Source organism: Acinetobacter sp. UBA2581 (genome assembly GCF_002339435.1).
Classification (GTDB): Bacteria; Pseudomonadota; Gammaproteobacteria; order Pseudomonadales; family Moraxellaceae; genus Acinetobacter; species Acinetobacter variabilis.
This window is the reverse complement of the sequence record NZ_DDLD01000086.1, coordinates 25883-46993: the sequence shown is the minus strand read 5'-3', so window position 1 is coordinate 46993 and position 21111 is coordinate 25883. Positions and strand designations below refer to the sequence as shown.

Annotated in this window: 23 protein-coding genes and 3 tRNA genes; 14 read left to right on the top strand and 12 right to left on the bottom strand. The window is 44.2% G+C overall.

Features of this window, described 5'->3' with window-relative positions; all coding sequences use genetic code 11:
- Positions 1-201 precede the first annotated feature (201 nt).
- Positions 202-292: transfer RNA gene (locus tag B3Q46_RS11285), tRNA-Ser, on the bottom strand.
- 121 nt (positions 293-413) lie between these two features.
- Here B3Q46_RS11285 and B3Q46_RS11280 point away from each other — a divergent pair.
- Positions 414-2294, top strand: a complete 1881-nt coding sequence (locus B3Q46_RS11280) for a potassium transporter Kup (RefSeq protein ID WP_286715503.1) — start codon at positions 414-416, stop codon at positions 2292-2294.
- A 67-nt stretch (positions 2295-2361) separates the two neighbouring features.
- On the opposite strand, the gene B3Q46_RS11275 is transcribed toward B3Q46_RS11280, so the two are convergent.
- Positions 2362-2919, bottom strand: coding sequence for a hypothetical protein (locus B3Q46_RS11275; protein ID WP_180052761.1), 558 nt, complete (start codon positions 2917-2919; stop codon positions 2362-2364).
- 266 nt (positions 2920-3185) lie between these two features.
- Here B3Q46_RS11275 and B3Q46_RS11270 point away from each other — a divergent pair, with 266 nt between their 5' ends.
- Together B3Q46_RS11270 and B3Q46_RS11265 are read left to right on the top strand one after the other, a co-directional pair.
- A complete protein-coding gene (locus B3Q46_RS11270) occupies positions 3186-4283 on the top strand; it encodes a DNA/RNA non-specific endonuclease (protein WP_286715499.1) in 1098 nt (365 codons plus the stop codon).
- Between the two features lie 85 nt (positions 4284-4368).
- Positions 4369-4614, top strand: coding sequence for a hypothetical protein (locus B3Q46_RS11265; protein WP_004781584.1), 246 nt, complete (start codon positions 4369-4371; stop codon positions 4612-4614).
- A 73-nt stretch (positions 4615-4687) separates the two neighbouring features.
- Here the strand turns inward: B3Q46_RS11265 and B3Q46_RS11260 are convergent, their stop codons facing one another.
- Positions 4688-5758 carry an AraC family transcriptional regulator gene (locus B3Q46_RS11260; RefSeq protein WP_286715495.1) on the bottom strand — a complete coding sequence of 357 codons (1071 nt, stop codon included), beginning with the start codon at positions 5756-5758 and terminating at the stop codon, positions 4688-4690.
- A 108-nt stretch (positions 5759-5866) separates the two neighbouring features.
- On the opposite strand from B3Q46_RS11260, the gene B3Q46_RS11255 reads away from it, so the two are divergent.
- Positions 5867-6460, top strand: coding sequence for a hypothetical protein (locus tag B3Q46_RS11255; protein ID WP_286715492.1), 594 nt, complete (start codon positions 5867-5869; stop codon positions 6458-6460).
- A 337-nt stretch (positions 6461-6797) separates the two neighbouring features.
- Here the strand turns inward: B3Q46_RS11255 and hisF are convergent, their stop codons facing one another.
- Positions 6798-7556: an imidazole glycerol phosphate synthase subunit HisF gene (hisF, locus tag B3Q46_RS11250; protein ID WP_004781588.1), complete on the bottom strand. Its 759-nt coding sequence runs from the start codon at positions 7554-7556 to the stop codon at positions 6798-6800.
- A 113-nt stretch (positions 7557-7669) separates the two neighbouring features.
- Between hisF and B3Q46_RS11245 the strand changes: the two genes are divergently transcribed.
- From B3Q46_RS11245 to B3Q46_RS11235, 3 genes are read left to right on the top strand one after another with little or no spacing between them, the layout of a single operon-like run.
- Complete coding sequence (locus B3Q46_RS11245; protein WP_034170208.1) at positions 7670-8617, top strand: homoserine kinase; 948 nt, start codon at positions 7670-7672, stop codon at positions 8615-8617.
- 26 nt (positions 8618-8643) lie between these two features.
- Positions 8644-9270, top strand: a complete 627-nt coding sequence (locus B3Q46_RS11240; RefSeq protein ID WP_286715488.1) for a DUF1294 domain-containing protein — start codon at positions 8644-8646, stop codon at positions 9268-9270.
- 20 nt (positions 9271-9290) lie between these two features.
- Positions 9291-9686, top strand: a complete 396-nt coding sequence (locus B3Q46_RS11235) for a DUF4870 family protein (RefSeq protein WP_200229498.1) — start codon at positions 9291-9293, stop codon at positions 9684-9686.
- Positions 9687-9747: 61 nt separating this feature from the next.
- Here B3Q46_RS11235 and B3Q46_RS11230 read toward each other — a convergent pair whose 3' ends face one another.
- The 5 genes from B3Q46_RS11230 to hisB all read right to left on the bottom strand — a co-directional run bounded on the left by B3Q46_RS11230 (position 9748) and on the right by hisB (position 13727).
- Positions 9748-10677, bottom strand: coding sequence for a DMT family transporter (locus B3Q46_RS11230; RefSeq protein WP_286715482.1), 930 nt, complete (start codon positions 10675-10677; stop codon positions 9748-9750).
- Positions 10678-10745: 68 nt separating this feature from the next.
- Positions 10746-11480, bottom strand: a complete 735-nt coding sequence (gene hisA / locus B3Q46_RS11225; protein WP_005232592.1) for a 1-(5-phosphoribosyl)-5-[(5-phosphoribosylamino)methylideneamino]imidazole-4-carboxamide isomerase — start codon at positions 11478-11480, stop codon at positions 10746-10748.
- A 222-nt stretch (positions 11481-11702) separates the two neighbouring features.
- Positions 11703-12383 carry a 3'-5' exonuclease gene (locus B3Q46_RS11220; RefSeq protein WP_373687750.1) on the bottom strand — a complete coding sequence of 227 codons (681 nt, stop codon included), beginning with the start codon at positions 12381-12383 and terminating at the stop codon, positions 11703-11705.
- 133 nt (positions 12384-12516) lie between these two features.
- Positions 12517-13134, bottom strand: coding sequence for an imidazole glycerol phosphate synthase subunit HisH (gene hisH / locus B3Q46_RS11215; protein WP_004781601.1), 618 nt, complete (start codon positions 13132-13134; stop codon positions 12517-12519).
- The gene (gene hisB / locus B3Q46_RS11210; protein ID WP_005232589.1) at positions 13134-13727 is read right to left on the bottom strand and encodes an imidazoleglycerol-phosphate dehydratase HisB; all 594 of its coding nucleotides are present in this window, start codon (positions 13725-13727) and stop codon (positions 13134-13136) included. The genes hisH and hisB overlap by 1 nt, the downstream gene beginning before the upstream one ends.
- 96 nt (positions 13728-13823) lie before the next feature.
- Between hisB and B3Q46_RS11205 the strand changes: the two genes are divergently transcribed.
- The 7 genes from B3Q46_RS11205 (at position 13824) to tehB (ending at position 18192) form a co-directional block, all read left to right on the top strand.
- A complete protein-coding gene (locus tag B3Q46_RS11205; RefSeq protein WP_004781604.1) occupies positions 13824-14201 on the top strand; it encodes a GNAT family N-acetyltransferase in 378 nt (125 codons plus the stop codon).
- A gap of 202 nt (positions 14202-14403) precedes the next feature.
- A tRNA-Phe gene (locus B3Q46_RS11200) sits at positions 14404-14479 on the top strand.
- Between the two features lie 136 nt (positions 14480-14615).
- Positions 14616-14691: transfer RNA gene (locus B3Q46_RS11195), tRNA-Phe, on the top strand.
- 204 nt (positions 14692-14895) lie between these two features.
- Complete coding sequence (locus B3Q46_RS11190) at positions 14896-15417, top strand: hypothetical protein (protein ID WP_286715475.1); 522 nt, start codon at positions 14896-14898, stop codon at positions 15415-15417.
- A 230-nt stretch (positions 15418-15647) separates the two neighbouring features.
- On the top strand, positions 15648-16148 hold the full coding sequence (locus tag B3Q46_RS11185; protein ID WP_286715472.1) for a hypothetical protein: 501 nt from the start codon (positions 15648-15650) through the stop codon (positions 16146-16148).
- A gap of 241 nt (positions 16149-16389) precedes the next feature.
- Positions 16390-17139, top strand: a complete 750-nt coding sequence (locus B3Q46_RS11180; protein WP_159123719.1) for a hypothetical protein — start codon at positions 16390-16392, stop codon at positions 17137-17139.
- Positions 17140-17328: 189 nt separating this feature from the next.
- Positions 17329-18192, top strand: a complete 864-nt coding sequence (gene tehB / locus B3Q46_RS11175) for an SAM-dependent methyltransferase TehB (protein WP_286715469.1) — start codon at positions 17329-17331, stop codon at positions 18190-18192.
- A 102-nt stretch (positions 18193-18294) separates the two neighbouring features.
- Here the strand turns inward: tehB and B3Q46_RS11170 are convergent, their stop codons facing one another.
- The 3 genes from B3Q46_RS11170 to fadA all read right to left on the bottom strand — a co-directional run bounded on the left by B3Q46_RS11170 (position 18295) and on the right by fadA (position 21109).
- Positions 18295-18801: a hypothetical protein gene (locus B3Q46_RS11170; protein WP_286715467.1), complete on the bottom strand. Its 507-nt coding sequence runs from the start codon at positions 18799-18801 to the stop codon at positions 18295-18297.
- Positions 18802-18974: 173 nt separating this feature from the next.
- The gene (locus B3Q46_RS11165; protein WP_286715465.1) at positions 18975-19799 is read right to left on the bottom strand and encodes a hypothetical protein; all 825 of its coding nucleotides are present in this window, start codon (positions 19797-19799) and stop codon (positions 18975-18977) included.
- 137 nt (positions 19800-19936) lie between these two features.
- Positions 19937-21109, bottom strand: coding sequence for an acetyl-CoA C-acyltransferase FadA (gene fadA, locus B3Q46_RS11160; protein ID WP_159123724.1), 1173 nt, complete (start codon positions 21107-21109; stop codon positions 19937-19939).
- Between the last annotated feature and the right edge of the window lie 2 nt (positions 21110-21111).

The window sequence follows — 21111 nt, the reverse complement described above, 5'->3', positions numbered from 1 at the left end:
CCTCATTTGACGGTATAAATTTCAGGAAAAAACGAAACTCCCCTCATTAATAGTCGTTTTTAATGAGATACCGTCAAAAGTACCGACAAATATGTCGGGATACTACTGGACTGCGCCGTAGTGTACAGGCGTAAAAAAAAGGCTTAAACCCTTTAGATTTAAGCCTTTCGCACTACGGTAAAGTCCCGTAGAAATCAAATTTGGCGGTGAGAGAGGGATTCGAACCCTCGATACGCTATAAACGTATACACACTTTCCAGGCGTGCTCCTTCAGCCACTCGGACACCTCACCATGGCCGTGGATGATATAGAAAAAAAGCCAGTCTGCCAAGCTTGAAACAATTGATTTGCGGAAAAACTTTGAGCGCAATGCTATGATTCGCAAAAATGTTTGTTAAAAACGAAGACGATATATGCAAAGCACTGCACAGAAAGCAGCTCTCCCGGTAATTACGCTGGCTGCGCTTGGGGTTGTTTTTGGAGATATTGGAACCAGTCCATTGTATGCACTACGCCAATGTTTCCTGACGTCGCACCTTGCCATTAGTGAAGCTTCGGTGTTGGGCATTTTGTCCTTGATCTTCTGGTGCATCATGCTGACGGTGAGCTTCAAATACGTCACTATTATCATGCGTGCCGATAACAACGGTGAGGGCGGGATCATGTCCTTGCTGGCTCTCAACTTGCGAACCACACGCATTTCTGATGACAAGAAAATTTACCTGATTGCGCTCGGCTTTATTGGGGCATCGCTGTTTTTTGGTGACGGGATCATTACCCCGGCGATTTCCGTATTATCTGCAATTGAAGGGCTGAGTATTGCCACACCTGTGTTTAATCAATGGTTAGAGCCTTTATCGATCGGGATTATTGCGGGACTCTTTCTGGTACAACGTCATGGCACTGGAACCATGGGCAAATTTTTTGGTCCGTTGACTTTACTGTGGTTCCTGTCAATTGGTGGTTTCGGTTTGTGGAGTATTATCCAGACCCCGACAGTACTGGCCATGGTGAATCCATACTGGGCCTATCATTTTGTGGTCGATCAGCCTTTTGTAGCCTTCTTGACCATGGGCGCCGTGATTCTGACTATGACTGGTGGTGAAGCCATTTATGCCGATATGGGGCATTTTGGTCGCCTGCCGATTCGTCTGGCCTGGTTTATTATTGTGTTGCCCTGTCTGTTACTAAATTATGCTGGGCAGGGCGCGTTGTTGCTGCGCCGTCCTGAAGCACTGGAAAATCCTTTCTATATGCTGCTTCCGGAATGGAGCCTATATCCAATGATTGGTTTGGCAACGGCAGCTGCTGTGATTGCCTCACAGGCGGTGATTACCGGGGTCTTCTCCATGGTGAATCAGGCCATTCAACTGCGTTATTTGCCACGCCTGAGCGTAAAACATACCTCAGCCGAAGAGCGTGGTCAGATTTATCTACCCTTCATTAACTGGATGCTGTTTATTTCCGTGGTGATTCTGATTTTACTCTTTGAAAATAGCGCCCGCTTAGCAAGTGCTTATGGGGTCGCAGTCACTATGACCATGCTCTGTGGCACCATTTTAATCAGCATTCTGGCTTATGGTTTCTGGCGCTGGCCAATCTGGAAAGTGGTGTTATTTGCCACGCCATTCCTGATGCTGGATCTGGTTTTTGTAGCCTCAACGTCTTTAAAAATTGCCTCAGGTGGCTGGGTGCCGATCCTGCTCGGGGCGGCATTATTTACGATTCTGATGACCTGGAAAGATGGTCGTGCACTGGTCCTGAACCGTCTGGAAAAAGATGCACTACCAATTGACCTGTTTATTAAGAGTATTTCAATTGGAGGAGGCACCAAGTTTGTGCCGGGTGAAGCGATTTTCCTGACCGGAACTCCGACCATTGTGCCGCATGCGATGTTGCACAATATTAAGCACAACAAGGTGCTACATGAGCGCAATATTCTGGTAACAGTCATTACCCGGGATATTCCTTTTGTAGGCGATGAAGAACGGATTAAACTGGAAAAACTCAGTGAGCATTTTTATCGAGTGACAATGTATTACGGGTTTAAGGATCAGCCCAATATTCCGGAAGCATTGCAGCATGCGTATGCAGAATGGGGCTTTGAATATGACCTGATGCAGATTAGTTTCTTTATCTCCCGGGAACGGATTATGCATACGGTGGGAGAGGGAATGGCACCCTGGCGGGAAAAACTGTTTGTTTCCATGCAGCGTAATACCAGTCCGGTCAGCGACTTCTACCAGATTCCGACCAACCGGGTAGTTGAACTGGGTAGCCAGATCGAGATGTAAAAATAAAAAAACCAGAGCTAGGCTCTGGTTTTTTTAGGGGAGAGAATTTAGAAAGCTTTATAACAAATTATTGTTCTGTTGCTTCTGTCTCAACCGGCATTTCAGGGGCGGCGTTTAAAGGTGCATCTACCGCAGGATCAGCTTCAGCTTCTACTGCAATTTCAGTTTGCTCAGTCATCGCAGCCGCTTCAGGTGCAGCAGCTTGCTGTTCTTCAAGAGCTGGTTGCTCTACAGCTTCACCCATAGTCATTTCCTGTTCTGTAGCAGGGGCTGCTGGTTCAGACTCAAGATTGGCTGGAGCTGGATTGGTATCCGGCATTTCTGGTTGTGCAACAGGTGCATCAGGCATGCCTGGTGTTGGCATTGGCTGATTTGGCATTGATTGTTGTGGCTGCTGGCCTGGCTGAGCAGGTGCAGACATTGGCTGGTTTACCAGACGAATCTGTCCAGAGTTCACCAGGCTTTCCAGTGAGGCTTGCTGACCATTTACAGTGGTACTAATTTTAGCTTTAGATAAGCTTTCAAGTGTTTCACCCGCTTGTACAGGAGGCTCAGCGAATGCGCCGGCACTGATCACACTTGTAAATATTCCGAGACCTAATAACTTAGATAGTTTGGAATTCATAAATTAACTCCATTGCTAATAATTGTACGTAATTTGAGTAGTCAAATAGCTTTGCACACTCAAGACGAGGTCACAATCAAAGCTACTTAAAGGTTAAAAAACCGCGCTGAAAGCTCACTAAAAAAACGACACTTTGTTACAAGATTTAAGAATACAGGGGTGGATTGTGTAATTATTAGGCAAATAAAGAGGGTAAGATATACTTCATATACATGGCTTGTTAAGCTCGCAAAACCCCCGATTTTGATCTTAAAAGCACGTGTAGCATGGTAAAGAAGCAGCGTAAGTCGAAGAATTCAGTTTTTCAGTTTTTTAATGAAAATAGCGTGAAAGTGATCCTGGCAATGGTCGCTTCCGGGAGTTTTGCGATTGCGTTTGGCCAGGAAAAAATCAGTCAGTGGATTTCTCTGCCGTCTACATCGAATTCGAGCTGTCTGGAACAGTTTTACCGGGACATCCCGCCTTACTTAATGAAAGACAGCCTGAAAAAAGACAGTTATTCACTGTGTTTTAATGGCTTTAATGTGGGTTATTCTGGGGTATCCAAAACGCCACTTTGGGTGGCGGAGGCCTTAACACCGAAGCGTCTGAGCCAGAAAATTCCACGTGAAGACAACTTCCATGAAGAAACACGACTAAATGCTGCTCATCGTGCGACTTTGGCTGACTACCGGGGTTCAGGCTATGACCGAGGCCATATGGCGCCAAATGCGGATATGCCAAATAAAGCTGCACAGTCTGACAGTTTCTCGCTGGCCAATATGGTCCCGCAGGCACCAAAGAACAATCAGCAGGTCTGGCGCGAGCTGGAAGAAGCGACCCGTGCCATTGTGACCAAGCAGAAGCAGGACGTGTATGTAGTGACCGGGCCAGTCTTTGCTGCCAAAAAGCTGAAAACTATTGGCAAGGGTGTAATTGTACCAACTGCCGTGTATAAAGCGATCTACATGCCGAAAACTGGTGCCATTGGTGCCTACTATGCACCTAATGATAATTCGCTCAAGGTTCGCATTGTCAGTGTCTGCTATCTGGAAGAGCAGCTCGGCATTAACCTGTTTCCTCAGTTAACTGAAGAACAGAAACGCAATACCTATCATCTGCCGTTGACTGCAAATGCTGTGAAGGCCAACCAGAAAATTGCCTATTCGAATTGGGATGCAGAAAGCCAGTGTGCTGAAGATGTGCCTAAAGAAGATCTAGAAAAACTGCAGCGTGAGTTCAAACCGTTAGCCTCAAGTTCAGCCAGTACAAGCAATACCAGCTCATCAGTTAATAAGAACGGGATCGATCATGATACCCAGGACACGATTGTTAAACAGCTGATTGAGGCCTTACTGCAATACATCCTACAGCTGCTGAAATAGTGAAAAGGAGCTTGCTGTAAAAAGCAGGCTTCAGGTAGCATGCTGAAGACAGGTGAGTAAAAATAATAAAACAGAGTAGAAATTAATGTTTAAAGCATTTGAAAATGGAACCGAATCGCATGCGATTCATGATCTGACAGTTGAGAATGATCTGGACTGTGTCAGTCTGTATGGCAATCTGCAAATTACCAAAGACCAGGCTGGTCTCAAGGCAGCCAAAGTCTTGCAGGCACTGTTAAATGATATTGTGCAGCAGCTCGAAGAAACACCGGATCTGCCAGAAAAAATTGAACGCAATGATGCAGATGAAATTGAAAATCCATTTTTATAGAAATTTCTTAAATCACTATTCCGGCTAGAAAAAAGCTTCTTTAATGAGGAGCTTTTTTATTTTATTCAAATTTTTAAATCTGATATGGGACATTAATCTCTGCAGTAGCAGGATAGTCCAGAAATTTTTCCTGCACCTGGGTTTCCAGGTATTCTGAGCGCCATTGTTGTGGGGTCTGAACCGTCCACTGCTTGAAGGCACGCTGAAATGCGCTCTGCTCAGAATAGCCAAGCAGCATGCTGATTTCCTGCAGACTCAGATTAGGGTCTTTCAGATATTGCATGGCCATCATGCAGCGGATTTCCTGTATACGCTGCTGATAGGTCTGACCCTGTTTTTGCAGGTAACGTTGTAGCTGACGTACAGAAAAATTCATCTGTTTGGCGATATGTTCAATCTGGAACATATTTTTCTGCAGACCCACCAGAATCGCCTGTTGCAAGCGCTGATCAATCTGGGTGGAGTTCGGAAGTTTTTCCAGCACCGCTTCTGCCTGTTGCATCAGTAATTTCTGTAAGGTCTGATCACCTTTCTTTAAAGGCGTAGACATTTCACTCACAGGAATCAGTACCTGGTTTCTGGCCTGACCAAAACGGACCTTGCAGCGGAAATACTGTTCATAGACCGCAATATTTTTATTGACCGGATGTTGAAAATGGACTTCATGCAGATGCAGTTGATGCTGGTCAAGAATGCTTGAGCGAATAAATTCTGTCATGAGCGCGATAGCAATCTCATCTGTGAGTTGCGTACTCACTTTAAACGGAATCTCGCTCCAGGAAATGGACAGGTAATCTCGATCCAGACTGACCTGTAAAGGACTGCCATCATAGATCAGGCGATGATAGTCATGATAACGCATAAAGGCTTCGCCCAGCGTTTCACTGGATAATGCCAGATAGCCAATAATACCCAGATGTTTGGCCTGCACCAGTTGCGCGATTTCCAGGCCGAGTGCCGGCCGCTGCAACTCCTGGTCCAGCTGGCTGAGCAGATCACGCCAGAGAATATAATCAAAACGCTCCAGGTTCTGGATCGCAAACAATTTCTTGGGAATGTCCAGTTGTTTGAGCTGGTAATAGTCCAAAAGCAAATGTCCTAAACCACCATATACCGAACCGACATAATCTTGGGGAACGTGCATTTTTTAATTCTTTTGTTCTGTCGTTTTTTGTCAATGATATTGAAATTATCGGTCAATATCTAGCCCTTTGTTTGACCTATAGTGTAAACAAACAGGGAGGAAAAGATCATGTGGAAAGGCTTTCTAGCAGGACTGGTCGTAGCCAATGGCTTTGAATGGTTTGCGCATAAATATGTGCTGCATGGTACGCATCGAGCAGGGCAGACGCGTTATAGCCCAGTGCCGGACAGCATGCGTTCACATTGGGAACATCATCGTGAAGTTCGCAAGACCAGATTTTCTGATTATGCCTATGTGGAAGGTTTGAAAAACTGGCGAATCCGCAATGAAATCGGTTCACTGGCCGTCGCAGCAAGCGTATTCGGGCTGGCTTTTTATCCCTTGTCCAAAGGTATGTTTTTGGCCACGCTGTATAGTGCAGGCAATTATTTCTATATGCATCGGCGAGCACATCTGGAGCCAGAATGGGCCAGAAAAAAAATTCCCTGGCATTATGATCACCATATGAATAGTAACCAAGACGCCAACTGGTGTGTAACCAAGCCCTGGTTTGATTATTTAATGGGAACCCGGGTGATTTCCTCAGCAGATTTACAGGAGAAAAATCCCCTTGGTATTGTCTTGCCGGAACAGATCTCTATGCGCTTAACCCACTTAGCCCAGCGTTATTTCCCGGCTAAATGGGCTAAAGATCGTGATTAAATAACTTAAATTTCGAGTAATCTGCCACATAAAATGTTAACCATTTCTCACTTTGGTTAACCCTGTCGTGATTTGTCAATAAATTCTGCATATATTGTCAATATTGTGCTCAGGATTTCACCTATATTTGCGTCTGTTGATGATTGAAAGTCTTATCAACCTGCATACAGATTGAGTTATATTGTAAATGTCAAAGATACCAAGTGCTGTAGTTCTTCTTGGTTTTTATAGGGAGTCGCAAGACTCCTTTTTTTGTCCAGAATTTAAATGATTTCTAAGAATAATGCATAAAAAAAGAGCGTGATATTCACGCTCTTTTTCATTTGAAGGCTGTCGTTTAAAGACGCATTTCAATACCTTGAGCAGCTAGATAAGCCTTGGCCTCAGGAATGGTATGCTGGCCAAAGTGGAAAATAGAGGCGGCAAGTACTGCATCGGCACCACCATGGATAATCCCGTCAGCCAGATGCTGCAAGTTGCCTACGCCACCAGAGGCAATCGTTGGTACAGTGACGCGGTCATTGATAGCACGCATGAGTGGAATGTCATAACCTGCTTTGGTGCCATCGGCATCCATAGAGGTAATTAACAGTTCGCCTGCGCCGTAGCTGGCCATTTTTTCTGCCCATTCCAGGGCATCAATGCCGGTCGGTTTGCGTCCGCCGTGGGTAAAGATTTCCCATTTATTCTCGCCAGTTTTTTTGGCATCAATCGCTACCACGATACATTGCGCGCCAAAACGCTGTGAGGCTTCCTGTACAAACTCAGGGTTGAAGACGGCTGCCGAGTTGATGCTGACTTTATCCGCACCTGCATTTAATAGTAGACGAATATCTTCGACTTTACGCACGCCACCGCCTACGGTAAGCGGTACGAATACAGATTCAGCCATACGCTCAACGGTACGGTAAGTGGTGTCGCGTCCATGATGTGTAGCGGTAATATCAAGGAAAGTAATTTCATCGGCACCTTGTTCATTATAACGGCGTGCCACTTCTACCGGGTCACCCGCATCACGAATATCAAGGAACTGAACACCCTTGACTACGCGACCGTTGTCGACGTCCAGACAAGGAATAATACGTTTAGCTAGCATAAATTTTTCCAATTATTACAGCCGATTATGAAACTCACCCACGCAAGCGCTACACCTTGGTAGATGGAAACGGTATTCTAGCAAAAATATGTAAGTTTTTTCGCAGGTTTTCTATGTCGGTTTATACCACTTTGACTTTAAAGGAAGTTCAGGATTTCGCAGCACCCTATGGACTTGAGGTGATTGATCTGATTCCCATTCAAGGAGGTATCCAGAATACAAACTATTTTCTGGTCTGCGAAAACCAGCAATATGTGCTGACCGTTTTTGAAGATATGGATGAACAGGCCGCCGGAGAACTGGTGCCGGTCTTGCAGCATCTGGGGCAGGCAGGTCTGGCCGTACCGGTGCCTTTATCCCATTCAGGCAAAGCCATTCATACGCTAAAAAATAAGCCGGCACAAATTGCACCACGCATGATGGGCGAGCATCCGATGCCATCTACCGTTGCGCAGGCGGAAGCGATTGCCATTGCTCAGGCCAAAATGCATGTCGCACTGAAAGATTTTAAACTTGAGCGCGCCTTTGTCCGTGACCATGCCTACTGGTATAACGTAGCACAGGAAATTAAACCGAGTCTGAACGCAGCAGATAAAGTCTTACTGGGTAAACTTCTGGGCCTGTATGAAGCTTTAACCGCAGTATATCCGGATCGTCCACGTGGCTTTATCCATTCGGATCTGTTCCGTGACAATACCCTGTTTGAGGGTGACCAACTGAAAGGTATTCTGGACTTTTACGAGCTGAATAAAGATGAATTCCTGTTTGATATTGCAATTACTTTAAATGACTTCTGTACCAATTATCCGGAAGTTACTTTAAATGAAGAAAAGGCCAATGCCTTTTTAAAAGCCTATGAAACTGTGCGTCCATTGACTGAGGATGAAAAATCATGTCTGGAGCTTTACCTGGCAATGGCTGCGGGCCGTTTCTGGATGATGCGTTTACAGGTGGCACAGAAAAATGCTGCTGAAGGCCGCACCGGTGAAGATATTCTGCAAAAAAATCCGGAAGAGATGCGTAACATGCTGATTGAACGTTTAAAATTTGTGACAGCTTAAATTAAAAATAAACAGGAACAGGCAAAATGCGCGATCAGGGACGTTTGGTAGAATGGTTTGATGACAAAGGCTATGGCTTTATTCAGCCCAATGATCCGGCCAAAGATCGCGTGTTTTTGCATATCAAAGATTTTGCCCGTCCCGGTCCACGGCCAATTGTTGGTTGTGCGCTAGATTATCTGGTGATTCTAGATGAGCAGGGACGTTATCGTGCCCAGCAGGTTATGTACCTGAAAGCATCACAAACCAAAACGGCAAAAACAAAAACTAAAACATCAGGCCGAAGCCAGCCAGAAAAACTACAGCCGATGCAGGTTGCTTCTGTGGCCTATATTTTGGTACTGGCGGGACTCAGTTTAGCCGGATTGTTGAGTGGAATGATCCTGTTACTGGTGAGCCTGATGAATGTTCTCAGTTACTGGCTATATGCCCAGGATAAGGAAGCGGTACAACTGGGCAATCGCCGTATTCCTGAAAACACCCTGCATTTGGTAGCTTTTCTAGGAGGATGGCCGGCAGCCTGGCTGGCACAGCAAAAATTACAGCATAAAACACAAAAACAACCCTTCCGGCAAATTTATTTTTGTACTATAGCTTTTAACATCATTTTGATTATATGGCTGATTTCTCCCTTTAACAGCCTGAATATCTAGAAACAACCACAGGAGCGTAGATGAACTATTCAATTGATAAAGACTCAAATCGCACGCTAACCCTGATTCTTTATATCTTATATATTGTGGCCATTTTTAGTGGTGGCTTGCTGGCAGTGATTGCGCTGATTATTAACTATGTGAAGCGCTCGGATGTACGAGGCTCGATTTTTGAAAGTCACTTTACCTGGCAAATCCGCAGTTTCTGGTGGTATCTGTTCTGGAATATTGTGGCCTTTGTACCATTCCTATTCCTGTTCTTTACCCATGAAGATCCGGACCTGTTTGCAGGCGTCGCTTTTGGTGCATCTACTTTCTGTCTGATTGTAGTTTTTGTTTCCTGGATCTGGATTGTCTATCGCGCGATTCGCGGCATTATGCGTCTGAATGACAATCGACCGATGTATACCAAATAAGATTAGCTATATTTCTCTAGATAAAAAACTCCCCCTTTTCTAAGAGGGGGAGCTCATAAGCTTAGGAAAGATCTTCCTTCAACTCTTCTATTTTTTCTTTTCTGAAAAATTTTGGTTTCCATTCGCTGGCAATTACCCCAAGTACGACCATTAAGCCTCCCATAAGTGCTAAAGCAGGTAAGCGTTCTCCCGCCATATGTCCAAATAAACTTGCCCAGATCGGTTCACCGGCATAAATGATCGCAGCTTGAGAGGGATCTACCATTTCCTGTGCCCAATTCATCACCAGCTGAATACAGGCACTGGCAATACCGAGACCGACCAAAATACCTGCCAGATGCCAGTGAAAGTCAGGTAACTGAGATTCACCCAGTATCGGTGCCATCAGAAAACAAAATAGCGAGGCAAAAATGAGTTGTAGTACGGTGACACGCCGGGTATTCACCTTTGGAGCAAAATGACTGATAAAAATAATCTCAAGTGCAATGGCAATCGAGCCGAGCAAAGTCAAAGCTTGACCAAAATTCAGCTGGATGGCACCAAAGCCATTACCGGTTAAAAAGACCAGACCAAGAAAGGCAAACAGGGCACCGACCCAGGTCATGAAGTGCGGTTTCTTACGAAATAGCAGCCATAGCAGTAGCGGCACTAAGGGAACATACAGCGCAGTCAGAAAGGCTGATTCACTGCTACTAATCGTTTGCAGACCCACCGTTTGTGTTCCATAACCGATTGCAATCACCGCCCCGATGAGGGCACCCGCTGCCACTTCTTTAAGTGTCATGCCTTTCAAGTGCTTCAGCGACAGCAGAGTTACGGCAATTGCCGCCGCTGCAAAGCGTAATCCGACAAAGATCACCGGACTACTGAAATTCAGGCCATATTGTACAGTGATAAAGCTGCCACCCCAGATGATGGTAATCAGGATCAGAGCAAGTTGAGGAACTTTAGTTCTCCAGGTAGAGGATGTTTGGGAAACAGATGTCGACATGGGAGAGAGGATCAAAAAATTGAACAATAAAAAAAGAGGTCCACAGACCTCTTTTTCAGCAGACGCTATTATAGCGCTTCTTGTTCATCCAGCAATAATTGTGCTTCACGTAGATTTAAAGTGCCTTCATAGATCGCACGACCGGTAATCGCACCTAAAATGCCAGGCTGATCTTTCAGGTTACGCACGTCATCCATATTGGTTACACCACCTGAAGCAATTACAGGCAGACCTGAATATTGTGCCAGATGTACAGTTTGCTCAATGTTGACACCCTGCATCATGCCATCACGGGCAATATCGGTATAAACAATACTAGACACGCCTGCATCTGCAAAACGTTTTGCCAGATCAGTCGCTTTTACATCAGTCACATTCGCCCAGCCATCCGTTGCTACCATGCCGTTCATGGCATCGATACCCACAATAATGTGGCCTGCAAATTTTTTGCATGCTTCTTCTACAAATTCAGGATTTTGCACTGCTTTTGTACCAATAATCACAAAAGATACACCTGCTTCCAGATAATGCTCAATGGTTTCCAGTGAGCGGATCCCGCCACCAATCTGTATCGGCAATTCTGGCTGTGATTTGGCAATCGCCTCTACTACTGGCTTATGAATCGGTGTACCTGCGAAAGCACCATTTAAATCTACTAAATGCAAGCGGCGAGCGCCTTCATTTACCCAATGCTGTGCTGTTGCCACCGGATCGTCAGAAAATACGGTATCGTCTTCCATACGACCTTGTTTTAAACGGACACATTTGCCATCTTTCAGGTCAATTGCAGGGATGATCAGCATGCTTTCGCTCCTTGCTCAATCTTTAGAATGAATTTCAGTGAGTTCATCTTAGCAAATAAAGTCGAAATTTCTAACTCTTAAACGGTATGAAAAAAGAAAACCTGTCTGAAGATATGCTGGAATGACAGGATTTTATTCTTCAATTTTTTTATTCTTTGTAATACTCCTGAGGGGGTCTGATATCAAAATGATATTTCGCTAGAAAACTGATCTTCTGTTTGTTCAAATTTTTGAATGCGGGCGAATTTTCAATTTTAGTGAAGTATTGGGAACTTCCTTAGGACCCAAGCCACGGTGCAGCAATTCTTCAAAGACCAGTAAAGGTGCATAGGCATCTGCAGCCGCATATTCAATTTGTGCCTGACTGAGATGTTTTTTCGCCCAGTTCGATGTCGTAACCCGTTTTGATTTAGGAAAATTCACCTGAAATAGCAAAGCCATCGCATTTTTTAATCCAAGAGGATTTTTAATGCCGAACGCACCAAAGCACTTTGACAGTTCAATCACACTGTTCAGCTCAATGCCTCTTTTACGGAAAAGATGCGCATCATTTTTCAGGCCAAAACCAACTTTAATCTGGTCTCGATTGGCAAAAATCGGTTTCAGAAAATCCCAAATGGCAGTATTCATCTGAAACAGGTAGGCCTTTTCCAGAGTGGCCAGCTGAATCAGATGCGGACCAGTGGACACTTCACCAACCTTGAAGGTCGGTTTAGACTCAGTGTCCAGACCAAAGACTGCGATCTGCCCAAGTTCTTCGCGTAGAGCTTCACATTGCTGAATGCTGTTAATCACCACAATATTTTCAGGCGCGATATTTTGAAAAGGTGGAAAATTTGCTATTGCCTCTTTACTCGGCAGAATATCGTTAAGCTGGGTATCCATGATTAAAGCATCTTCCATTGATGAATATTCAGGTTGAATAGAGCATACCTTAGAGAAGGAAGCTTGGATGTGAATTATTTTTCAAAAATAAAATTTTAAGCTGTAGCCCATAAAAAAGCCCGCATGATGCGAGCTTTTTGAATGTATTGGATTAGATATTCCAATCCACAAAGTTTTTTAGCAATTGAAGGCCTGCAGTATGGCTCTTTTCCGGATGGAACTGAGTCGCAAACAGGTTGTCTTTATGCAGGGCAGTACAGAAATCAATACCATAGTTACAGGTCGCTGCCACGATACTTGGATCTTGCGGTTCCACATAGTAACTGTGCACGAAATAGAAACGTGCATCCTGAGCAATGTCTTTCCACATTGGATGGCTTGGATCGGCCTGATGTACTTGGTTCCAGCCCATATGCGGCACTTTTAAACCTGCCATTTCCGGGAAGTGTTTCACTTCACCTGCAAAAATGCCCAGTGCATCCGCACCGCCATTTTCTTCAGAGCGTTGCATCAGGGCCTGCATACCGACACAGATGGCCAATACCGGTTTGTTAAACACGGCATTACGTACCACTTCATCAATTCCGGCTTCATGCATGCCTTGCATGCAGTCACGCATTGCACCCACACCCGGAAAAACGATTTTGTCGGCTTGGGCAATCAGTTTTGGATCATTAGTCACATCTACCGTTGCACCGACGTGTTCAAGTGCTTTGGCTGCTGAGTGTAGGTTTCCCATGCCATAGTCAAGAAGGGCAATACGGGTCATTACAAGGTACCTTTGGTTGAAGCAACAGTATTCGCAGCACGTGGATCAACTTCACATGCCATACGCAGTGCACGGGCAAATGCCTTAAATACACTTTCGATCTGGTGGTGACTGTTTTTACCTTTCAGGTTGTCAATGTGTACAGTCATCAGCGAGTGGTTGACAAAGCCCTGGAAAAACTCAGAAAACAGGTCTACATCAAAACGGCCAATCATGGCACGGGTAAATGGAATGTCCATAAACAGACCCGGACGGCCAGACAGATCCACCACGACACGGCTTAAAGATTCATCAAGCGGCGCATAGAAGTGTCCATAACGGCGTAGGCCCTTTTTATCACCCAAAGCCTGAGCGAAGGCTTGACCTAAGGTAATACCACAGTCTTCTACGGTATGATGGTCATCAATTTCCAGATCTCCATCACAATGAATATCAATATCAAACAGACCATGTCGCTTGATTTGATCAATCATATGATCTAAAAATGGAATACCAGTGTTTAAAGTGCCTTGACCAGTACCATCGAGGTTCAAACGAACTCGAATTTTGGTTTCGTTGGTATTTCTTACCACTTCACTGATACGATCTGTCATAGACACGTTCCTCAAATACGTCAAAATGATTGATGTAGAAAATATTTTCGCCGTGACGACGTCACCGCATATTAGATTGCTCAGGAGGGTTTATCAATGCCTATTACCGTACATGCTTATACTTCTCTAGAAAACGACGAAGTGCGCAGCCAGCTTGAGCGACTGTATGACACTAGCCCTGAATTTAGTGATGGGGCAGATGCCATTGAACATCTAGAGCAAAACCTTGCACAGTATACCTTACTTTATACCGCAGAATTTAACACCAAAATCATCGGCGCCATCTGGTGCACGGGACAAGGCGAAAGCCGAACCCTGGAAAATATTGTGGTGCATCCGGCCAACCGTGGACGCGGGGTTGCAGAAAGGCTGGTGAGTGAGGCATGCCGTATGGAAGAGGAAAAAGGAGTAAAAGCATTCGTACCGGGATGCGGAGCCATTCACCGTTGTCTGGCAAATCTTGAAAAAATTTAGATACAGATAAATTCCAAGCAGCCTTCGGGCTGCTTTTTTTGTAAATACCGGATTCAATTTGTTTTATTAGTCAGGTATTTGCTGAGAATAGTGAAAATATTGCTGTATAAGCATGTAAATCGATGGAAAAGTAAACATTTGATGATTTTTATACGTTATGTACTTGACGATTAAGAGCTGAAACTGTTTAATACGCGACATCGGCGTGATAGCTCAGTTGGTAGAGCAACGGATTGAAAATCCGTGTGTCCCCAGTTCGATCCTGGGTCTCGCCACCATATTCAAAACGATTTTAAAGTTTTCAATCCCTGATCCCATCAGGGATTTTTTTTAGGCCAAAATTCAGACACTCAATCTTTTTTTTCATAATTTCGATTGACTAATGTGTCTAGATACGGCTTAATACACCGCATCGGCGTGATAGCTCAGTTGGTAGAGCAACGGATTGAAAATCCGTGTGTCCCCAGTTCGATCCTGGGTCTCGCCACCATATTCGAAAAAACCTCAAACAATGTTTGAGGTTTTTTTTCGCCTGTGATTTTTGATTCAGCCTAAGAATTAACTTGTTTTGCCATTCATCTGAGCAGGAATGAGTTCTCAAAATAATCAAGGTAATCTAATAGATAATTAAATACAGACTTTAGCAACCGATGAAGGCATTCAGGTTGTGAAATTTGAAGTAGGGGGAAAGCCCATGAATAGTATAAAAACATCTTTATTTGGGATTCTGTTAGGTACATTGAGCATAGCAGTACATGCAGAAGAACAGAAACCGGTACTTACCTTACCGACGATGACCATTATGGCTGAACCTGAAATGAGTAATGAGACTGGCTATGTCCCGTTTATTGAGAATGAAGCCAATCGTCTTGCCTTGCAGCATCAGGTAATCCGGGGAACTAAGGATGCAGAAAATTTTATGGTCAATCCAAATGTGCTGGCAAATCTCGATATCAAGCCGACCCAAGCTCCAGATTTGAGTTTACTGTCACCTGCACTGCAACAGTATGTGATGACCATTGCCCAGGGCTTACAATCTAGTGATCCAACCCAGGGGCTGTATACACTGCTGGAGAATGTCGGGATCGATCGAAGCAGCAGCATGCAGCCAGGGCGTGGTCTTCAACTACAGATTAATCTGGACAAGGTGAATCTGGGCTTATTAGAAAACTACAACAATCCATCTCCTGTAGCGCAATTTCCAAGATCTCCTTAAAGGACGAGCCAGTAATGCAAATCAATCCCCGTAAATCGGGGGTTTTTGCTTTTTTAAACTTAGCATCTGATTAATTTATATTTTTTAGGAGCTTTGTTCCTGATTTGCTGGTTGGCTTTATGAGGGTGTAATGGGTCCGATTGACCGTTTATCAAACTTAACAATAAGAAGCTGTATTACTTGTAAGATTTAATCTGACGCTTTCCCTTTTCCAACCGAGGGGTAATAAGATGAATCTCCTAAAATCCATTCAAAGCTTGGGCCTGATGCTGACCTGTACTGCTTTTACTCTCCCTGTACTGAGTCATGCAGCTCCTGCTCATTCTGAAGCAACGGTACTTCCCACCTTAACTGTCATGGCAGAGCCTGAAATGCGTGCTGTGACGGAAATAACGCCTTATCAGGAAGGTGCCAGCCAGCGTAAGGCTTTGCAGATGCGCCTGATGAAAATTGAACGCGATATCCAGGCTTATAGTGTCGATGGTGATGTCGTTGTAAATATTGACATGGGGGCAGCAGCGCCTAATCCAGATCTGGACAGTCTGCCTACTGTGTTCCGGGAATATGTACTGGCAGTAGCGCAAGGCTTGCAGTCCTCAGATCCAAGAAATGGAATCTATGTGATTTTGCAACCTTTTGGCATTGACCGGAATGCCACCAATGTCCAGATCGTCAGGGAGCAGTTTGATCCGAATCGGCTTGAGCTCAGTCTGCCTTTTGGTTCGCGCTAGCACACAATCCGATGGGTCAGGCTGATCAGGTCAGTCAGTTTCGGTATAGCCAGATCACGTCATGAAGAAAGGAAGTCTGAAAACTTATTTCCTTTCTTCAGGCTTTTTACTGGATTCATTTTTTCAGTATTGAGGAAGCACGTTCACAAATGTGAAAAGCTCTATGTCTTGAATTATGCTGGAAAAATAAGCATAGTGTAAAAAATCAACAAGATCTGGATGACAGACCTGGAGCGTGTAGATGCCCCGTGTTTTTATGATTATCGCTGGAGTGGTACTGGCAATTTTGATCTGGTTATTTTATCAAAATTCTGTAGAGCAGAAACAGCAGGCCGATTTGCAAGAATATGAAACGGTACTGGAAGAAAAAACTGGATCTATTTTGCAACAGGCACAGGATTGGTCTAAACCGATTCAGATTGATCTGGAAGATGATCGTCTGGATGGGGATTATGCCGTGATGGCCCAATTTATTCTGGGTCAGATGCGTGATCGTGCCGAGGCTCGCAATCAGTATTTACGTGACCTCAAAGCAGCGGACTGGGATCGTTTTCTGGACATTGACCGTTTAGCCAAAGATCAAGCCCAAGACTATAAAGAAACCGAAGCCATGCTGAAGCGTGTGCATGAAATTGTCGATGGTTATGAACAGACAATTCAACAGCGGGCAACCCAGCAGTTAGAGCAGGTGAAACAGCTGGACATTAAAAACCGCTATCGTCAGCAGCTGGCAGATAATCTGAAAGCCAATCAGCAGCAGGATAATGCCCATGCAATTTTTGAAATTGAAAAACAGAGTCTGGCCAAAGCAGACCAGCTATTTCTGGTGCTGAAAAACAATAAATGGGAAAAGAAAAACCAGACCTTTATGTTCTATGAAGATGCACCCTTAAAGCAATTCAATAAGCTGTATCAGGAAATAGTGCAGCTCAATCAGCAAATGACTCAAGTGGATCAGCAGGCACTTAAAGAGGCAGAGAACAAACTCTAAGTATAAGGATCTTATGATTTCTTATCTCTAAATGACATGATGTTTTTCTGTCAGAATTAGTCTTGTTGCATTGCTTACATCAAAGATGTGCCAGTTCTCATTGGTAAGAGAACCAGCTATGCTTAAGAAAAATGAATATCCAGAAGCATGTTTGCAGACGGAAAGCGAGAATAGGGAGCACAATCTTTTATGCAACAATTGAAATGTTATAAAGAATTTCCGGTCTGGATGCAGCAAGCTATCCCACAAGGGTTCAAGCAGCCACACAATACCAAAGCGGGCACTTGGGCAAAGCTGACTGTGCTCAAAGGTGAGCTGCATTTTGCCATGCTGGATCCGTCAGGTCATATACAGTCTGAACATGTATTTACGCCAGAGCAGCAACCACCGTTCATTGAGCCACAGGCATGGCATAAGATTATTTCTGCCAGTGAAGATGCAGAATGTCAGCTGCGTTTTTACTGCAAACCTGAGGATTACTTTAACAAGAAATATCAGCTAAGCCCGACCCATTCGGAAATTCTGGCAGCTATGCCGTATTTAAAGGGTGGTCGTGTGCTGGATGTCGGTTGTGGTTCAGGCCGCAATTCGTTGTATTTGAGTCAGAACGGTTTTGAAGTCGACGCCTGGGATGTGAATGAAAATAGTCTACAGACCTTAAGGCAGATCATTCAGAATGAAGAAATCGGGAATATTCAGGTTCAGCAACGGGATTTAAATCTTGACCCCAGTATTCAGGGTCAATATGACTTCATTTGCTGTACAGTGGTGATGATGTTCCTGCAGGCCGATACCATTCCACCACTTATTGCACAGATGCAGCAGGCGACAGTGCCGGGCGGTTATAACCTGATTGTCTGTGCGATGGATACCGATGATATTCCGGTACAGCCAGACTTTCCGTTTAGTTTTAAGCCGGGACAGCTTAGTGCCTATTATGAAGGCTGGAATCTGGTGAAATATAATGAAAATGTCGGTGAATTACACCGAGTAGATGAGCAGGGCAACCGGATCAAGCAGCATTTTGCGACTATGCTAGCCCGAAAGGTCTAATAAGAGATTTATAGGTCTTTATATTTTTGACTTTAAATCTGAAAGAGCCAAAAAACAAAAAAAATGTCACTCGGACATCTTTTTTTATGGATTTAAAATATCTTAAGCAGATTTTTTAAACCAAGAGAACCACCCTTTTTTCTCGGCTTTTACAGCTGCTTCGGCAGGTGCTGCTTTTACTTCTTCAGCTTTTGCTACAGTTGCTTCTTTTACTTCAGCAGTTTTTACAGCTGCATCAGTTTTCACGGCTTCTACTTTAGAATCCGCTACTTTTTTCATATCTGCAGGTGCAGCTTTTGCAGCTTCTACTTTTTGAGCCGCTTCAGTTTTTGCTGCTTCTTTAGTTTGAGCAGCTTGTTGTTGAGTTGCTTCTACTTTAGCGACAGCCGCTTGTTTCTCAGCAGTAGCTGTGGCAGCAGAGTCTTGTGCTTTAACAGTCGCAGTCGCTACTTTTGCTTGTGCAGGCGCAGTTGCTTGTTGAGCAGTTTGAGCGGCAACAGTTTTTGCTTGTTCTTTCATTGCAGCAACAGGAGAAACTGTTGCAGAAGCCATAGCAGAAGCTGAAGTTGCAACGATTGCAGTTGCTAGAAGTGTTTTAAGCATTTTCATGCATAACCCCATAAATAAAGGAGAGAAATGTGGGGTTATGATACGCCTGTCAAATATAAGTGGCTGATGGATAAGTTTTTATTGGTTGAATATTCAACTAAATTTACAAAGGGATAACATTCTTTTAAATAAAAAACCCTGTTATTAAACAGGGTTTTTTATTTATTTCTATTTTAAAGACCCAAAGGTTTTAGCATATTTGGTGTCGTTACGCTAACTGGGTCGGTCTGATAAAGTTTTCCATCGAATTTTTGATGCTTAGACCATAAAATTTGTTTCTTATCCAAATCAACATAAGAAAGTACATAGTATTGGCCTTCTGTAGGTACTGGATCATCTGCTACAACTACACCCATTGTTAAAACTGCGAAAGCAGCTGTGCCGGCAATATTACCAATCCGTTTTCCTAAAGAAGGCTGTTGTCCTAAGACCTGGATGATCAGAACCTTAGATGTGCCTAACACAGGCTTGAGATGGTCAGTTAGGCGATCTGTAATATCAATATCTACAGGTTGATAGTTATTGCTTAACGCATAACGCCCATGGCTGGCTTTAAAACTCTTTTGAAGCAGCAGTTGGATACTTGCACCATCCAGATCAGTAATTGCAGGTTGGTTGGCTGCCAAAACAGGATAAGTGCCTAAATATTCAGGTTGCGACTCTAAAGTATTACGTTTTTTATAAGTCTGAATGGTACGCTTTTCAAAGAAACCGCAATGTATTGGCTGGAAGGTTTTGGTCACTTGAACCGCATTCTGGTTTAACTGTTTTACCAATGATTGAGATATTGCTTCGGCAGTACGATTAGATTGATCCAGTAAAATATGACTGTCACCAAGTTCTTTACGTAGTAGGCAGGCATCTGTCAAGATAGCCACAGGTTGGGTTTTAAATTCTTTTTGAATTCTTGCAAAGTAATCAGATTGTGGTGCTTTTGGTGTGCTGGCACATCCTACCAAGCTTAGACTCAGAACTGTAAATGCTAAATATTTTTTCATAATTATTTTAAATTTATATTTAATATTCAACTTTATCATAAATAAGGCTATGTGTATTTTACAAAACTTTGAATGAATAGTTCGCAATAAAGAAACCCCGCAATAAGCGGGGTTTTTTGTCTCGAAGTATTTAAGAATTAAACACGTTCGATAATGGTCGCGATACCTTGACCCAGACCGATACACATGGTCGCAAGACCGATTTGAGTATCTTGCTGTTCCATGATGTTCAGTAGGGAAGTGGTAATACGCGCACCAGAACAGCCCAATGGGTGACCCAATGCAATCGCACCACCGCTCAAGTTCACAATGTCCTGTTTCTCGTATAGACCTAAGCCTTTAAGAACAGATAGACCTTGTGCAGCAAATGCTTCGTTTAACTCAACAGTTTGCATATCTTCAATGGTCAGACCAGCACGTTTCAATGCTTTTTGAGTTGCTGGAACAGGGCCATAACCCATGATTGCAGCGTCACAACCTGCAACCGCCATAGAGCGAATCACAGCACGTGGTTTCAAACCAAGCGCTTGAGCACGTTCAGCAGACATTAACAGCATTGCAGATGCACCGTCAGACAATGCTGAAGATGTTGCAGCAGTCACTGTCCCGCCTTTAGGGTCAAATACTGGACGTAAAGCACGGAAAGTTTCGATGTTGGCATCCGGACGGATCACTTCATCGATATCGCACAGAACTTTGTAACCGTCAGCATTATGACCTTCAATGCCTACGATCTCGTTCTGGAACAGACCATTTTCAGTTGCAGCCCAGGCACGGCGGTGAGATTCAACACCAAACGCATCCTGTTCTTCACGAGTAATGCCGTTCATGCGACCCAGCATTTCAGCCGTCAGGCCCATCATGTTTGATGCTTTTGCATAGTGCTTAGATGCAGCAGGGTTCAGGTCGATGCCGTGCATCATGCCTACGTGGCCCATGTGCTCTACACCACCGATGATGAAGATATCACCCTGGTTAGTCGCAATCTGTGCAGCCGCAGTGTGGATTGCCTGCATAGAAGAACCACACAGACGGTTAACCGTTTGACCTGCAACAGTCTTAGGAAGGTCAGCTAACAATGCGATGTTACGTGCAATGTTCATACCTTGTTCCAGAGTCTGGTTCACACAGCCCCAGATCACATCTTCGACTTCATTCGGGTCGAATTCGTTACGAATCATCAACGCACGGATAAGTTCAGCTGACATGCTGTCGGCACGTACATTGCGGAACATACCGTTTTTCGATTTGCCCATGGCAGTACGTACGCCATCAACAATCACAACGTCACGTGGATTTAAAGTAGCCATTC

Coding starts and splice junctions, on each gene's coding strand:
- B3Q46_RS11190 (WP_286715475.1), top strand. CDS start 14,896: ATGAATAGTATAAAAACATCTTTATTTGGGATTCTGTTAGGTACATTG.
- hisF (WP_004781588.1), bottom strand. CDS start 7,556: ATGCTAGCTAAACGTATTATTCCTTGTCTGGACGTCGACAACGGTCGC.
- tehB (WP_286715469.1), top strand. CDS start 17,329: ATGCAACAATTGAAATGTTATAAAGAATTTCCGGTCTGGATGCAGCAA.
- B3Q46_RS11270 (WP_286715499.1), top strand. CDS start 3,186: ATGGTAAAGAAGCAGCGTAAGTCGAAGAATTCAGTTTTTCAGTTTTTT.
- B3Q46_RS11180 (WP_159123719.1), top strand. CDS start 16,390: ATGCCCCGTGTTTTTATGATTATCGCTGGAGTGGTACTGGCAATTTTG.
- B3Q46_RS11205 (WP_004781604.1), top strand. CDS start 13,824: ATGCCTATTACCGTACATGCTTATACTTCTCTAGAAAACGACGAAGTG.
- B3Q46_RS11265 (WP_004781584.1), top strand. CDS start 4,369: ATGTTTAAAGCATTTGAAAATGGAACCGAATCGCATGCGATTCATGAT.
- B3Q46_RS11230 (WP_286715482.1), bottom strand. CDS start 10,677: ATGTCGACATCTGTTTCCCAAACATCCTCTACCTGGAGAACTAAAGTT.
- B3Q46_RS11255 (WP_286715492.1), top strand. CDS start 5,867: ATGTGGAAAGGCTTTCTAGCAGGACTGGTCGTAGCCAATGGCTTTGAA.
- hisB (WP_005232589.1), bottom strand. CDS start 13,727: ATGACAGATCGTATCAGTGAAGTGGTAAGAAATACCAACGAAACCAAA.
- B3Q46_RS11220 (WP_373687750.1), bottom strand. CDS start 12,383: ATGGAAGATGCTTTAATCATGGATACCCAGCTTAACGATATTCTGCCG.
- B3Q46_RS11275 (WP_180052761.1), bottom strand. CDS start 2,919: ATGAATTCCAAACTATCTAAGTTATTAGGTCTCGGAATATTTACAAGT.
- B3Q46_RS11240 (WP_286715488.1), top strand. CDS start 8,644: ATGCGCGATCAGGGACGTTTGGTAGAATGGTTTGATGACAAAGGCTAT.
- hisA (WP_005232592.1), bottom strand. CDS start 11,480: ATGCTGATCATCCCTGCAATTGACCTGAAAGATGGCAAATGTGTCCGT.
- B3Q46_RS11185 (WP_286715472.1), top strand. CDS start 15,648: ATGAATCTCCTAAAATCCATTCAAAGCTTGGGCCTGATGCTGACCTGT.
- B3Q46_RS11280 (WP_286715503.1), top strand. CDS start 414: ATGCAAAGCACTGCACAGAAAGCAGCTCTCCCGGTAATTACGCTGGCT.
- B3Q46_RS11170 (WP_286715467.1), bottom strand. CDS start 18,801: ATGAAAATGCTTAAAACACTTCTAGCAACTGCAATCGTTGCAACTTCA.
- B3Q46_RS11165 (WP_286715465.1), bottom strand. CDS start 19,799: ATGAAAAAATATTTAGCATTTACAGTTCTGAGTCTAAGCTTGGTAGGA.
- B3Q46_RS11235 (WP_200229498.1), top strand. CDS start 9,291: ATGAACTATTCAATTGATAAAGACTCAAATCGCACGCTAACCCTGATT.
- B3Q46_RS11245 (WP_034170208.1), top strand. CDS start 7,670: ATGTCGGTTTATACCACTTTGACTTTAAAGGAAGTTCAGGATTTCGCA.
- fadA (WP_159123724.1), bottom strand. CDS start 21,109: ATGGCTACTTTAAATCCACGTGACGTTGTGATTGTTGATGGCGTACGT.
- B3Q46_RS11260 (WP_286715495.1), bottom strand. CDS start 5,758: ATGCACGTTCCCCAAGATTATGTCGGTTCGGTATATGGTGGTTTAGGA.
- hisH (WP_004781601.1), bottom strand. CDS start 13,134: ATGACCCGTATTGCCCTTCTTGACTATGGCATGGGAAACCTACACTCA.